Origin of the sequence: Bacillus sp. FSL W7-1360, assembly GCF_038592975.1 — a bacterium.
In the GTDB taxonomy this organism is placed as follows: Bacteria; Bacillota; Bacilli; order Bacillales; family Bacillaceae_D; genus Shouchella; species Shouchella lonarensis.
On the sequence record NZ_CP151950.1, the window covers coordinates 1,699,014 to 1,713,200 of the forward strand.

The 14,187-nt window shown below is 42.3% G+C and carries 14 protein-coding genes; 4 read left to right on the forward strand and 10 right to left on the reverse strand.

The features are described from left to right. Positions 1-98 precede the first annotated feature (98 nt). From NSQ26_RS08740 to NSQ26_RS08765, 6 genes are all read right to left on the reverse strand, one after another. Complete coding sequence (locus NSQ26_RS08740) at positions 99-263, reverse strand: hypothetical protein (protein ID WP_499717867.1); 165 nt, start codon at positions 261-263, stop codon at positions 99-101. Then, positions 264-3,269: a DEAD/DEAH box helicase gene (locus NSQ26_RS08745; protein ID WP_499717868.1), complete on the reverse strand. Its 3,006-nt coding sequence runs from the start codon at positions 3,267-3,269 to the stop codon at positions 264-266. Then, positions 3,262-4,521 (reverse strand): hypothetical protein, encoded by a 1,260-nt coding sequence (locus NSQ26_RS08750; RefSeq protein ID WP_499717869.1) that lies wholly within the window; start codon positions 4,519-4,521, stop codon positions 3,262-3,264. The genes NSQ26_RS08745 and NSQ26_RS08750 overlap by 8 nt, the downstream gene beginning before the upstream one ends. 182 nt (positions 4,522-4,703) lie before the next feature. Beyond that, positions 4,704-5,303 (reverse strand): YkzI domain-containing protein, encoded by a 600-nt coding sequence (locus NSQ26_RS08755; protein ID WP_090774423.1) that lies wholly within the window; start codon positions 5,301-5,303, stop codon positions 4,704-4,706. 220 nt (positions 5,304-5,523) lie between these two features. Next, on the reverse strand, positions 5,524-5,994 hold the full coding sequence (locus tag NSQ26_RS08760; RefSeq protein WP_245700965.1) for a GNAT family N-acetyltransferase: 471 nt from the start codon (positions 5,992-5,994) through the stop codon (positions 5,524-5,526). Between the two features lie 57 nt (positions 5,995-6,051). After that, on the reverse strand, positions 6,052-6,855 hold the full coding sequence (locus NSQ26_RS08765; protein ID WP_499717870.1) for a Cof-type HAD-IIB family hydrolase: 804 nt from the start codon (positions 6,853-6,855) through the stop codon (positions 6,052-6,054). Positions 6,856-7,001: 146 nt separating this feature from the next. On the opposite strand from NSQ26_RS08765, the gene ctaG reads away from it, so the two are divergent. Further along, positions 7,002-7,874: a cytochrome c oxidase assembly factor CtaG gene (gene ctaG, locus NSQ26_RS08770; RefSeq protein WP_499717871.1), complete on the forward strand. Its 873-nt coding sequence runs from the start codon at positions 7,002-7,004 to the stop codon at positions 7,872-7,874. Between the two features lie 24 nt (positions 7,875-7,898). Then, positions 7,899-8,504: an SCO family protein gene (locus tag NSQ26_RS08775; protein WP_499717872.1), complete on the forward strand. Its 606-nt coding sequence runs from the start codon at positions 7,899-7,901 to the stop codon at positions 8,502-8,504. Between the two features lie 51 nt (positions 8,505-8,555). Here the strand turns inward: NSQ26_RS08775 and hmpA are convergent, their stop codons facing one another. After that, positions 8,556-9,734 carry an NO-inducible flavohemoprotein gene (gene hmpA, locus NSQ26_RS08780; protein ID WP_499717873.1) on the reverse strand — a complete coding sequence of 393 codons (1,179 nt, stop codon included), beginning with the start codon at positions 9,732-9,734 and terminating at the stop codon, positions 8,556-8,558. A gap of 166 nt (positions 9,735-9,900) precedes the next feature. On the opposite strand from hmpA, the gene NSQ26_RS08785 reads away from it, so the two are divergent. Continuing rightward, complete coding sequence (locus NSQ26_RS08785) at positions 9,901-10,353, forward strand: Rrf2 family transcriptional regulator (protein ID WP_499717874.1); 453 nt, start codon at positions 9,901-9,903, stop codon at positions 10,351-10,353. Positions 10,354-10,494: 141 nt separating this feature from the next. Here the strand turns inward: NSQ26_RS08785 and NSQ26_RS08790 are convergent, their stop codons facing one another. Together NSQ26_RS08790 and NSQ26_RS08795 are read right to left on the reverse strand one after the other, a co-directional pair. Further along, positions 10,495-11,088 (reverse strand): DNA-3-methyladenine glycosylase, encoded by a 594-nt coding sequence (locus NSQ26_RS08790; protein ID WP_499717875.1) that lies wholly within the window; start codon positions 11,086-11,088, stop codon positions 10,495-10,497. A 146-nt stretch (positions 11,089-11,234) separates the two neighbouring features. Beyond that, positions 11,235-12,407, reverse strand: a complete 1,173-nt coding sequence (locus tag NSQ26_RS08795) for an AimR family lysis-lysogeny pheromone receptor (RefSeq protein WP_499717876.1) — start codon at positions 12,405-12,407, stop codon at positions 11,235-11,237. Between the two features lie 221 nt (positions 12,408-12,628). Here NSQ26_RS08795 and NSQ26_RS08800 point away from each other — a divergent pair, with 221 nt between their 5' ends. Then, complete coding sequence (locus NSQ26_RS08800) at positions 12,629-12,913, forward strand: hypothetical protein (protein ID WP_499717877.1); 285 nt, start codon at positions 12,629-12,631, stop codon at positions 12,911-12,913. 165 nt (positions 12,914-13,078) lie between these two features. Here NSQ26_RS08800 and NSQ26_RS08805 read toward each other — a convergent pair whose 3' ends face one another. Continuing rightward, entirely contained in the window at positions 13,079-14,179 is a 1,101-nt protein-coding gene (locus NSQ26_RS08805) for a DUF2325 domain-containing protein (RefSeq protein ID WP_090774401.1), read from the reverse strand. Positions 14,180-14,187: the final 8 nt, after the last annotated feature.

Genomic DNA, 14,187 nt, shown 5'->3' on the forward strand with positions numbered 1-14,187 from the left:
AGGTTGATATGACCTCATGCTTACCTTATGCGCCCACCCCTAAAAAAGACAGGGCAAATATACACTTTTCAAAAAAACTTCTCAACTCATCTAGACAATCACTTACAACGATCTTCTCTTACACGTTTCGCCTCCGCTTGCAGCGCAGAAATGAATGCCCGCCATTCTTTTGTTCCTGACTCTGTCATGTTCTTCTCCACTTCTACTGTTGGGATTGCTGTTGTTGCCGCTTTCTCCCAAAATGACACAAACACGCCTTTCACTCATGATCCTCCTCCCGCCTCGTTAGACAGCTGAATGAGTGCCAACAACGCCTCATCGCTCCATTCTGTTAAAGGAACAGACAATGGCGCTAGCATCCCTTCCACCAGTGTCTGTTTTCGTAAAATCAGTTGATCAATACGTTCTTCTAACGTCCCTGTCGTAACAAATTTATAAACAGACACGTTCTTCGTTTGACCTATGCGATGCACCCGATCGGTTGCTTGATTTTCTACTGCCGGGTTCCACCATCGATCATAGTGAATCACATTTGTCGCCGCTGTCAAATTCAAGCCCGTTCCCCCTGCTTTAAGTGACAAAACAAACGCACAAATGTCCTCTTCCTCTTGGAACTGCCTCACTTCCTCTTGCCGTCTTTTTCGAGATAACCCGCCATGTAAAAATGGCACAGGTTGATTTAATTGCTGCTGCAATGCCTTACAAAGCAATTTGCCCATTTCCTTATACTGTGTAAAAATGAGCACTTTTTCTTTTTTCGCCGCAATCGCAGCAACTTTTTCAAGGACAGCATCCCATTTCCGTGACTCATGCGCCTCTGTCTGAGAACGCTTGTAAAATTGCGCTGGATGATTACAAATTTGCTTTAATCGTGTCATTGCCCGTAACACAACAGCGCGTCGTTCTCCACGCGAGACCACTTTGATACGCGTTCGGATATCATCGACAACTGCCTGATATAGGGCCGCTTGCTCTTGTGATAGTGTTACGTATTCTGTTACCTCCCGCTTCTCAGGCAAATGAATATCGACTTCTTGATCTGCTTTTGTCCGTCGCAATAAAAATGGACGAATGAATGTTTTTAATGTTTCCTGTTGCACTGTACTGCCATCACGTTCAATCGGTCGAATGTATTTCTTCTGAAATGAAGCATACGAACCGAGCAAAGATGGATTTAGAAGATCCATTAATGACCATAGTTCTTGCAACCGATTTTCGATCGGTGTCCCCGTTAATGCGAGGCGATGGGTTGCTTCGATCCGACGTATCGCTCTCCGTTGTTTTGTATCTTTATTTTTCATATGCTGCGCCTCGTCTAATATGAGCCCATTCCAACAAACGGACGTAAAAAGGGACTGATCACGCCACGCAAGCATATACGATGTTAACACAACATCAACTCTCAAAGGTTGTTCATCATCCAAAGCCATTCTTTCATTTCCGTGATGGATAAACACGCGTAGCTCTGGGGCAAAGCGCTGACATTCTTCTGCCCAGTGATATAGTAACGATGTCGGCACGATGAGTAAAAATGGGGCTACTTCCTTTCCTTCTTTTCGTTGCGCCTTTAACACATATTGCATATACACAATCGTTTGTAATGATTTTCCTAACCCCATATCATCCGCTAGACAACCGCCAAATCCAATACGCCGTAAATGAACGAGCCACTCGACACCTCGTTTTTGATACGGACGTAATGAGTCAGCGACGGTTGGTGGCAACACGACAGCATCAGGTTGGCCACGATACAGCATCATCAACTTTTCTTTCATTTCTCCTGACCATTCCAGACCAAAATGGACATCGTCCCATATTTGCACAGGATCTTCTTCATGAAACCATTTCCATCCATCCATATATGAAAACTTTTGCTGAATTTCAGTCATATATTGCTGTAACCGCGATGCCAATATCGGATCCCAAGCAATCCATTGCCCGTTGACATGAATAAATGGGCGTTTTTCATTTACATAAGCTTGAAATTGTTCCTGGTCCATCTTCTGATCGCCAAGCGCAATTTCATATTCAAAATGCGCGACAGTCTGCCAATTAAGTAAAGGATCGACAGAACGCTCATGAAGTTGCATAGGTGTTTTTATCTTAACCTGAAGTGGTGATCGATTCTTCACCCATTTTGGAACAATGAGCTCAACGCCAAGTGCATTTAAGCGTTCACTATATACTGTAAACAATGTATATGCTTCGTCAGCCGATAAACATACTTGCGGGGATGAAACTGATAGCCCTTGTAATAGAGGCACTTCGACACAGATGGTCTGTACGTGTATGTGAATGTTCGGCATCGGATCCACTGGCCACGGATGGGCACCTTTTTTTACTTGTGCAAGTGGCACAATCATGTCCGGACGATTGACATCAATGACAGACAATGAGACTGACCAACCCTCTTCAGGTTGCTTTGGCGCAACAAGCGTAAGCGCTGTTTGAAATGGCACTGCATCTGTGATTCCTAGCGATGAAAGCATCGATTGCCTTGCCTTCTTTTGTCCTTTCTTGCCCCTATGCCCGTGTCCTAATTGGTCGACAAACGGTTGCCAAACTTCGTCTACAGATGATTGCCACTTTACAAATGCGGGCTTTACACGAGGCTTGTCAATCAGCATACGGACAACCGCATCTGCTAATCTTTTTAAAACCGTTTCTTCTCGCTCCACTGAAAATTGAACTGGCTTTACCCCCGCTGACTGTTCTAAGCGTAATGCATAAGATACGAGTGGAAATTGTTGTTTCATTTGTTCGTACCATGCATCATCTACCGTAAGTACCCATGCCCCTTCATTTGTCGGGCAAACAGCCCCACGCCCAATCAAATCCAGTACTTGATCAATAAACACAAGCAAAGCTGTAAAATCGTCTCCTAAAATAAATTGTGTATCGTGCACACGTGTCTTCAAAAAAGCATATTGCTGTGCAAGATCGTCTACTGATAAGCGAATGCCCTCAACCGGAAATGTATACGTTTTCCAATCGTTATCTGCCTGATATACGGTCGATTCACCAACTAATGACTGAAATAAGCGCCCATGTAATGGCGTTTCTACTAGGGCGCGCGTAGTATGGATAAATGTACCATAGAACGATGATGGATCTTCTCGGTAAAGCCGCAAACGCAACTCAAAGGCCTCAAATAAAAAAGGATACACAAAGCCCGTTTGCACTGAACGCTTATTTGTCATTTGTTCACCCCAAATAAACACATCATTTGCTAACCATCCAGCATGCAATATGACTTTTTCCTCAGGCACGTCGCTTCAACTCCTCTATAAACACTCGCGATGTCCGGTACATCACTTTTAATTTTTCAAGAAAATGCTCATATCGCTCCATATCACTTGTTGCTTCATACAATTTACGCAATTGTACTGTATAATTCACGGCTTCAATATAGTGCTTACGAGATCTTTTCTCCACAAAACGAACAATAAATTGGTGATAGATAGGTTTTGCTTGCTCTGGGTAAATTTCGGCTGCTGCCTGTAACAGCGCACGTTTCACTGAGGAAAGCATGAAAGGCTGATCTTCATCCACAAGAAAATATGTCATTGCTTCCTCATAACGGCGATAGCGATACAACAATTGCACATATGATAACCTTACGCCATCAGAAAACAAGCGTGCGCGTAAACGTGGCAGCACATCTTGTAATATGATCTCCGTTTGTGTCTCATTTAACGGCGCTACCAACATCATAAACGTGCGCTCACTTGGATTTTGTACAAACCTATTCCATACTTGTACACATGTTTCCTCTGGGTGTAGAGCAAGCGCCACTTCCGCTTGATCAGCATATACTTGCAGCGCGCCAAAATGTATCGATTGCCCAGGAAACAACGCCTGTAACCACCGCTTCACAGCAATATATTGTGCTCTCTTAGACAATTGTTCAATATGAATTGCCACATCTTGTGTTTCGATATCATACGGACGTATTTGCAAACTAGATAGCGCGCGCTCTTCTTCTTGAAGCCGCACAAAAAAATAGGCACAGACAAGTTGTGCGGATTTTGCCGCCTCCGTAAACGGATACAGCTCCTCCAGTTGCAATTTTATCTTTTGCAGCTCTTCCTCCGGCGCAATTTCTTGCCACATATAGAATAACATTGTCCACGGTGACAATTCCTCTCGTGCATGTCGACTATATTTTCTCACAATCATTTGCGTCATAAATTGTTCGCTTGACTCAAAAGAGCCTTGTTCTCCTATCAATTGCTTCACGTTTGCGATGATGCCACGTACAAAATCAGTAAAACGCCGTTCATATCGCACCAATTCTTCTGCTGTCGCAAAAGAAAAAACTTGTTCAATACAAGCTATATAAATAAATAAAGGTGCTTCTTCAAGAAGTTGCGCCTGATTTCTCTTCCACTCCATTACAAGTGACTCAATATGTATAGGTGCTGTATATAACGTAGAGACAAGTTTTCGATAAATCTTGTGCGCTTCTCTTTCGACTCCCTTAACCATGCGCGCATACACATCATCCTTGTCTACTCTCATTCACTGCACCTCCCGCTTACACCGTATCCTTTCATTGTAATGCTTTTCGCTCTAAATTAAAAGGTGCCCTCATTGTTTATGCGGCACGGATTTATTAATATGTATCGTTTTATCCCTTTTGTTCCCCCGAAAAAAGCAAGCACGTCAGTTGTGTGCTTGCCAGCAACAGACTTTCAATTTCATCACAACAGTTGTTCCACCTCTTTTCTCTTTGATACCAGTTTTTTTAATCGCTGTTTCTGCAATGCAATTTTTTCTTTGTCTTTTAGCTCCAATGCCTCAAATAACTCCATTAATGCGTAATCAATCTCCATCATTGTTACATTATAAATCGTCTCTGGCCTCAGCGTTTCCCCACTGTCTTTGTAACGCGTCATGGACCCATGTTTATTCGTCATGCCTTTCTCACTCCTATCTATTTCAATCATTAGCTCAATATCTCCACTTTGATAAGACGTCATAGATATCGGGCCCCTACCCATACGCTTAACAATGCCATCTCCTTTTTCTGTTCGTAATAACTGCTCGACAGCTTCTGCCAAAATCTGATCATCCATACATAGTTTGTTTGCGCGTAATGTTAAAAAATCTTTATTTCGCTCAAACGGTAATTCGTTCATCTCATCATCCAACTGGAGCATCAAATATATGGTACTTGCGTCATAGCGCCAATGAAGATGATAATGATCTCGTATCATCTGTTTAATGAAACGATGAAGCGCTGGCTTCGATAGATTAATTGAAATTTCTTTAAATTCAATTAAGATATCAGCCTCCTGCATGCCCTAGCCTCCTTTAGATGAGATGAACCAACCTGTCTCGCGTTTTTGTTAGCTTGCTTTATCCTATGTACCAGCACCAAAAAAAAGAAGCCAAACGCCCAGTTTTAAAGAAATTGGGCATTCTTCAAACGAATGTCTAGATTTGTCATGAATACACAAAAAAGGAGGAAAGACGCTCATTATGGCCGTCTTTTTCTCCTTTTTTATGCAAAAACTTACTTTAAAAGCGGAAACTGTATCGCTTTGAGACAACCTCGTAAAAGCCAAGGGAGTTATACAATGCCTTTGTTGCCTCATTATTCAAACCCGTCTCCAGTTCAATCCCTTTCATTTTCCGATGTTCAGCCCAGTAAACAATTTTTAACAACAATTTTCTAGCGATGCCTCGGTTGCGGTATGCATCCTCTACATATAACTCATTTAGCCAAATATAAGATCCTCCTTTTTGGAAACTCACAAGGACGTTAAAAAAGGCAAATGCAATCGTTTCTCCCCCAAGCTGCGCTACAAACAAGTGTGCTTGAGACTGAGGTACAAGCACACTCTCCAGCATTTCCTCCACTTGCGCCAAAGCTTGCGGCGTTGTAATCTCATGGAGCTGCTTTTGAAATAGCGCGATGAGCTGTTGCCTCGTCTGTAATGGCGATGTGGATGTCAATTCAATTACTTCAATCATATCTGTTGCCGTCAAAATTTCCCCTCCCTCATCAGCCTGACATGGGCATGTTGTATCCAAGTAAAATACTAGTTATAATATCTTTTCTAAGTAATGCGCAATCCCATCTTCCTCATTTGTTTTCGTCACCGCTGTCGCGATTTCCTTCAATGAATCAATTGCATTCCCCATCGCTACGCCATGCCCCGCATAATCAATCATTTCCATATCATTTACTTGGTCACCGAAGGCAATGACACGCGCCTGCTCCACACCGTATTCTTCTGCGATTGTGCTTAAACCACTTGCTTTTGAAACGTGCTTTGGTGCGACTTCCAAAACATGCGTGTCGCCAGTCCACCACCGATGTAAAATATCCGATTCTCCCAACTCATTTAATGCTACTTGAATCCTTGGTACATGTGTTTTCTCTAACTGAATCATCATCGTCGTCGGGGGTGCTTGGACGAGCGAACGTAATGATCCAACGCCTGCGGGTTCTGTATAACCTGGTAAATGTTCTATGAAAAAACCATGGTTTCGTGCTACGTAAAATTCATTCGACATTTCTACCATCACATTTTCTACACCAATCGTATCGCATATTTCTAATAAATGATGCGTCGTTTCTAAACTGACAGAAGCAGTTGTTCTCGGATATTGCGGATTGCTCGGGTGATGCACCTCAGCCCCATTAAAGTTTACAATCGGTGTCGTTAACGCTAACTCATGATAATATTTGCTACTTGCACGATACGGGCGACCTGTTGCAATCACAATGACATGCCCTTCATCTCTTGCTTCTTGTAATACGCGCTTTGTTCGGGGAGATATTTGCTGATTGCGAGGCAACAACGTGCCATCCAAATCAAGCGCGATCAAATGTCTTACACTCATAAATTAACTTCCTCTCTAGAATAAAAGTAACAAAAATGCCGCAAACGTCATTTCTCTCTCTCCTTGTTTTATGCTATAGTAAAATGGTATAGTCTTGCAATAGCACGGTCCTACGTTTGTCGACCCATAAAGGAGGAGGATATCCCGTGGAAATGTTGTTATCACAACTCAGTTTTCGCGCCCTCTGGACACCTGAACTCGCATTTGCTCTCCTGAGCATTGCGCTATTATATATATGGTTTGCACGAAAAAAAGGGCGACCGATCCTGTTCCTATTAGGATTATGTGCCCTTTATATTGGCTGGGGCAGTCCGTTTTTCGTCGCTGGGCATGTCATGATGACATTTCATATGTTGCAAATGGTCTTTACTTATTTTATTGCCGTTCCTTTGCTTTTGCTTGGGATACCCAAATCATGGTACATGTTTCTCGATGCAAAATTACCTGCAAAAAAGATTCGTCATTTTTTTTGGCATCCCATTGTCGCGCTATTACTTTTTAATGGGCTGTTTTCATTTTACCATGTTCCAATGATATTTGATACGCTGATGCAAGCACCCTTTCTACATAGCGGCTATCAATGGCTATTACTTGGAGCAAGTGCCCTCATGTGGTGGTTTATGCTTGCACCGTTACCTAATGGGTATAAACTACCAGATTTGCGACGTATTTTCTATATTTTTGCAAATGGTCTCCTCATTACCCCAGCATGCGCACTCATTATTTTTGCACCAGAAGCGATGTATGCTACGTATACTGATCCACTTATTTGGTCAAAAGTAATGGCTTTTTGCTTGCCAGGAAACGTTGGACCTGACGCACTTTTATCACTGTTCGGAGGACCGACATCCATGACTTTCTTTGATGCACGAACAGACCAACAATTGGCTGGTGTGTTAATGAAAGTATTTCAAGAAATTGTGTACGGGACAATGATTGGCTATGTGTTTAAACAATGGCTTAAAAAGGAAAAACTCCAAGACGGTGAAATGACGATTAGTGATATTCCTCGTCATTAAATTTACGATAAAGAGGGTATTTTCATGAAAGGACGCACACACATTTTCATCATAGCAAGTTGTGCTTTACTTATCATTTTCAGTGGCTGCAGTTGGATGTATGAGGTTGGGCATTCATCTGAATTCGATGCGACTGAGGCGGGGCTGACTGTTCCTGATTTTTCCTATACAAACCAAGAGAATGAACCATTCTCACGAGCAGACTTGGACGGACAATATTGGCTGGCAAGCTTTGCCTTCACTAGTTGTACAACGGTGTGTTTAACAATGATCCCTAACATGAGGTATTTGCAGACACAGTTACAAAAGGACAACGTTAACATCCATTTTGTCACTTTCTCAGTCGATCCGGAGAAAGACACACCCGCTCACCTGAAGCAATACACTGACAACATTAACGCTGCCACCGATCAATGGTCCTTTTTAACTGGCTATGACGTCGAAACCATTGTCGACTTTTCAGCGGAAGGATTTCGTTCTCCGGTCGCACATGGTGATACACCAGAAGAAGTCGTCCACTCGACAAGCTTTTTCCTTATCAATGGTGATCACGAAGTCGTGCGGCGCTACAATGGACTCGAGCTTGACCAAAGTGACATCATTGCGGACATTAAACAAACTGTACAATAAGTAAAGAAGTCGCGCTCCTCCATTTTGAGTAAAGGAACGCGACTTCTTGTTTTATTTCAGCGGCATGTCAGGACCAAAGCATTCATAATGAATATTTTCTCCATCCATCCCGCTTCGTTGCAGTAAGTCAATGACCATTTTCATGAACCCAATGGGACCACATACATAGGCATCACTGTCTTCTATAGACATTTGCGATAAAATTTCTTTGATTTGGCGCGCAATGATTCGTGGTTCACCTAAACAAAGGTGCCCTCTCCCCGCAGGCAACGCGCGCAAGCAAGCCTCTATCTCTGAACGGAACGCACACACTGTCATGTCTTGTGCTACTTGAATGAACGTGACAGGACGGGTTGGATTTTCTACGGCGACGGTCTGTAACATCGATAATAGTGGCGTCACACCAACACCGCCACTGATGAATACAATTGGCTGATCATGTGAGGCATTGAGCGTAAATGAACCGGCAGGTGCACTGATTGATAAAACATCTCCGGCTTTCACTTGTTCATGTAGAAAAAGGGACACGGCCCCTTTTGGCTCGCACTCATCCTCCCGCTTCACTGAAATGCGCATGTATCCTTTTCCTGGCGCGGCAGATAAACTATATTGACGGTTGTGCATGTATGTCTCATCAGGAATTCGGACACGCACAGTGACATATTGTCCCGGTAAATAGCGTGGCAATTCCCCGCCATCCCGTGGCTTTAAATAAAAGGAGGTGATATTTGTACTCTCCTCTTCCTTACGCACAACCGTAAAATCCTTGAAGTCATGCCAGCCCCCTTTTTCTGTTGCTGCCTGTTCATACATATCTGCTTCAACATCAATAAATACTTGTGCAATGACACCATACGCCTCTTCCCATGCTGACAAAACATTAGGCGTTGCCGCCACGCCGAGCACTTCTTTCATCGCCCGTAGTAAATGGGCACCGACAATCGGGTAATCGGCTCGCTTCACACCGAGACTACGGTGCTTGTGCGCAATTTGTTTGACGACCGGCAACAACTCTTCCAATTGATCAATATGTAGCGCTGCTGCATAAACTGTTCGCGCCAGGGCTGCTTGCTGCCGTCCTTGCTTTTGATTCGCATGATTGAACATATTTAATAGCTCTGGATGATCGGCAAACATATTTTGATAAAAGCATGCGGTAATTTCTTCTCCTTTTTCCGCTAACACTGGCGCTGTCGCTTTAACAATCTCCACCGTTTTCGCTGACACCATGTCTATCCACCTCTTTAAAATGAATTTTAAATACATCTTTATTGTAGTTTATTTATCAATTTAAATATATATGTATAATACATGTTTAAAAAATTAGACACATCTTTAGACAGATCTTTAAAAAATCAGTATAATAGATATCAATGATGATAGAGGAGGCTAACCAGTGAGGCTCACACTTTACTCTGACTACACGTTAAGAGTGTTAATCTACTTACACACGCACAATCAAGGAAAACTTGCAAACATTCAAGAAATCGCTGAGGCGTATGGCATTTCTAAAAATCATTTAATGAAAGTCATTTTTGAACTCGGAAAAATGGGTTATATCCAAACTATACGAGGGCGCAACGGTGGCATCCGTCTCGCACAACAACCAGAGAAGATTAATATTGGCGAGGTTGTTCGTCAGACAGAAGAAGACTTTCATCTTGTCGAATGTTTCGACAAAGAGAATAATCAATGTATTATCTCTCCAGCGTGTGGCTTAAAGAACATCTTAGCAAGTGCACTCCAAGCATATTTACATGTGCTAGATCAATATACGCTAGCTGATCTCATACAAGACCGGACAACAATGCAAGCACTTTTTGCACAAAAACAAAATCAACGAGCCTGAACAGTTCTTATCACTGTCATCCACTCTATTTTTGGAAAGATCAGCGAACGGTGCTATTTACGTACTTCCCCTTCATATGGAGACGAGCAGGTGCGCCGCTGCTCGTCTTATTTGTATTACACAAAGTGAATAATAATTACATCATCTTGAAACAAACGGGTTTCCCTTCACCCAGAAACGCCACGGATACGTGCGCGCTTCTTTCGCCCCATCAATCCCAATTCGAGGTCCAGCCATCATTTGTTCATCATTGATTCGTATCCCTTCTGAAATATATAGCGGGGGCTGATCAAGACGATGTCCATAGTCAACCTTTGTAATTCCAAGTGCCCGTGTTAACTTCCCTGGTCCACTTGTTAACGCTGCACGCTTTTGGTTGTCTCCCCGCCGTTTGCGCATCAAGTCTTCTCCTACACAAGGTTCAACGGCACGAATCAATACCGCATGTGGCATATCAAGCGCGCCACAGACTACATTCACTAAACAATGCGTATGCATTTCATATGTATATACATGACCAGCTGGACCAAACATCACTTCTGTTCTTTTCGTCCGACGATTTCCATAACTATGAGCGGCGCGATCTTCAGGTCCGAGATAAGCTTCCGTTTCCACAATGGTCCCTGCCGCAATACCCTCGCTCGTCTCTTTTACTAAAACCTTACCTAGCAAACTTTTCGCTACTTCAAGTGTAGGTTGTTGGTAAAATGATTGTCTCAATGGTTGACCGTACATTCCGTTTCTCTCCCTACTACAAAGATTTTCTTTCATTTGCAAATGTCATGTACATGTATACCATTTTAGCAAGAAAGAATGCATAAAAAAAGCCGCAGCAACATCACCGCGACAACAACATTTATTTTGGGTAGATTAAATATTGTCTATGTCATTTCCCCCTTCATTTTAGCAATCTCTCGATTAACAAAAAAAATCATGTAGGAAAAACGTCCGTTTTCAAATTGGCGCTTTGCTTCTTGCAATAACGTGAGGCTCTTCAATGCTTTTGCACGATAGAAAACTAAGAATGAGCTGCCTTTCCCACTGTCTTCCATTTCCTGTGCCAATTGCAACGCCCTTTCTTTATCACCACGAACAACGTATTGATGAACTTGCTCTTCTGGTACGACACCTTCTACATCAAAGTACTCACCATACATATTTAGTATAAACGGATGAACCTCGTTCACAAGCATGTCATAGAAATCAAGCATATTCGCTTCTTTAGCGTAAGTCATTGCTTTTTTTAGTTGTCGCATACAAAACGTCCTTGATTTAAATAATGTTACTAAAGATAGACCATGTGAGGCACGAGCAAGCCATGCATAAGGGGTTGCATTGTTTGCGATCACTTGCATATACAATTTCTCGGCCGCATCAAATTCACCTTTTACATAAAAGGATATGTATGCCGCTTCTAAGGCAATACGACTTACTAAAGAATTTTTCATAAAACTTTGTTCTAATCCTTCAACTTCTCTTTCCGCCATATTAAAAACCGCCACCAGTTTCTCTTTATAGCCTAAGTATGCGCATGCAATTAATTGGACAGTAAACAACCGTACTTGTAATTCTTTGTCACTTATACGATGAATTAAGTCACTAACAGTTTGAAAAATTTTTTCGGATTCCCAAGAGAATTCAACGGCATCCGATAAAAACTGGTATACCTCAACCCATTCTTTTAATGATTCCTCATCTGCATAACGCGCCAATAACTCTTTCAATAATGACATTTGCTCAAAGAGCGCTGCGTATTCAAACGAGTCTCTTACATGGACGCCGTATTTCAAACCACGTATATAAACATTCATGAACTTGACAAGCTGCTTAGGTGCTCTTTTTTTGACGGTGTACATCATTTGATCGAAAAATAAACGACTTTGATTTGCTCCTGCGTTTGCCGCCAATCCGTGCATCACTTCTTCTGTCCACTGCTGATCTCGTCTCCAACATTCTAACTGTTGTAATTGTATGATCATCTCTGGTGTCAACATTTCTGCTGTCGTGGTGTCTGTGTTGGTTAGCGTGATCACTGGCTCATTTGTGTTTTGCATAATATCCCCCAATGTCACAAGTGTAATTGTTTATTTAAGTGTAACACCGCAGTGATGCATTTTTTGTCTTCTTTTGTCGTCAAGTAGCATACATTAAATTACACGTTTATTAATTCAACACTACTTTCCTACTATTTTTTTCAGTCTATATGAAACCTTTCTGACCTTAACCACGTAACATAACAAAGATATATTTTAATTCTAGAAAAGAGGAATATTACATGGTAAGTCGTACATTAAAGACACTATGTGGAAGTTTTGAGGCAATCCTTGCAATCCCTATTCTCGGTGGAAGCATCGTTATTTTCTCTGGTTACTCTGCGCTTCCGTTTATGCTTGTTTTACACATCGTTGGTTTAATCTTCGCAGCGATTCACTATCGGCAAAAGGCAGGACACATTTGTGGCATTGTTACGGCATTGCTCGGGTGGATTCCGTTCCTTGGCTGGCTGTTACATGTCATTACAGCCATCGTCCTCGTACTCGAAGCGGCAACAGACCGCTAAAAAACGGAGTCCTAGGACTCCGTTTTTCTATGCAAAAGTCTATCCCAACGCTTGTGTAGAAATTGCATACATCCGACCACTTCTTCAGTCATACTGCCTCACTAACATTTATCCATCACATACAAAAACCCCACAATAAAACTGTTCATATAAAACGCTGGTCACTTACGAATTTGCATCAATGCTTGCGAGCCCTTGATGTACTTCACGTAAAAATCCGTCTTTACCGTATCCGCTAAATGTAATAAAAGGAACTTCTTCTTGCTTCGCGGCCTTTACTGTATCGATACTCGCTCTGTGGGAAATATGAGCAATGCCAATCACAATTAAGTCTTTCTTGCGCACTTTTTTTGCCATTTCTTGTACGCCTAATTTGCCGTTTGTAAATTCAAGTGAACCACCAAGTCGTTCCACCTCTAAACGTAAATCTGCATATTTAGGTTCTAATCCAACAAGTAAAATGGCCTTTCCATCCAATGTTTGTTCAACTTCTTGTCCATATTCAGCGCTTGTCCGGCTGCTCTTTTTATCGTTTTCTGCATATAATTTCATTTTCATCGATTGACTCGCTTCAACACTATCCATTTGGTGAACCCAACGGACTTTCACATTTGTCGGATTATTTTTGTACCAAGATATGTCAACCGCATCGCCTTCTTTGATGGACATGTCCTGTACATCTTCGGCAGGTATGCGCAATGTCGCGGGTGTCCCGTCAACACGATACATTTCCCCTAGCGCATTCTCTTCCACAACAAACTCTTTCAAGTCTTCGCGATAGCGAACAATCCCAAATGTAAACTCTACCACATCAGACTCCGCGGCTAGGTCTCTTTTTTCAACAAGCTCAAAGTGGTATCTTGGCATACCTACCGACGTTGATCCATCCATTTTTAATGCTCTAATCAGGTCACCGTGTTCAGCACCGGTCGCACGAATAATATGTTCTGGCATGTACACAACACCCCCGAGCATTCCTCCGCGCAATTTACGTGACAATGGTAACACGGCGCCATCATCACTTGCATATTGTTGTTGTTCAGATGGCAATGCTACACTTTCGCCACGCCTCTCTGGTTGCGTTGGTGTCGTATCTCGTTCTGGTATACATACCGTCTCTTCAATAATAGCTGAGCATAAACATTTTACTAGGTTTCCATATCCCTCTAAAAACTTTTGTAACTGTTCCCCACTGTAATCATCAATATTATTTGCCATCCGCTTAATATCTTCTCTTATCTCTGATAAAACCCGTTCTTTGTCCATTGCTTCTC

Excerpts from the sequence above, each read along its gene's own strand:
- NSQ26_RS08775 (WP_499717872.1), top strand. The coding sequence starts at position 7,899 with ATGAAAGGACGCACACACATTTTCATCATAGCAAGTTGTGCTTTACTT.
- NSQ26_RS08750 (WP_499717869.1), bottom strand. The coding sequence starts at position 4,521 with ATGAGAGTAGACAAGGATGATGTGTATGCGCGCATGGTTAAGGGAGTC.
- NSQ26_RS08800 (WP_499717877.1), top strand. The coding sequence starts at position 12,629 with ATGGTAAGTCGTACATTAAAGACACTATGTGGAAGTTTTGAGGCAATC.
- NSQ26_RS08805 (WP_090774401.1), bottom strand. The coding sequence starts at position 14,179 with ATGGACAAAGAACGGGTTTTATCAGAGATAAGAGAAGATATTAAGCGG.
- NSQ26_RS08765 (WP_499717870.1), bottom strand. The coding sequence starts at position 6,855 with ATGAGTGTAAGACATTTGATCGCGCTTGATTTGGATGGCACGTTGTTG.
- NSQ26_RS08795 (WP_499717876.1), bottom strand. The coding sequence starts at position 12,407 with ATGCAAAACACAAATGAGCCAGTGATCACGCTAACCAACACAGACACC.
- hmpA (WP_499717873.1), bottom strand. The coding sequence starts at position 9,734 with ATGGTGTCAGCGAAAACGGTGGAGATTGTTAAAGCGACAGCGCCAGTG.
- NSQ26_RS08755 (WP_090774423.1), bottom strand. The coding sequence starts at position 5,303 with ATGCAGGAGGCTGATATCTTAATTGAATTTAAAGAAATTTCAATTAAT.
- NSQ26_RS08790 (WP_499717875.1), bottom strand. The coding sequence starts at position 11,088 with ATGTACGGTCAACCATTGAGACAATCATTTTACCAACAACCTACACTT.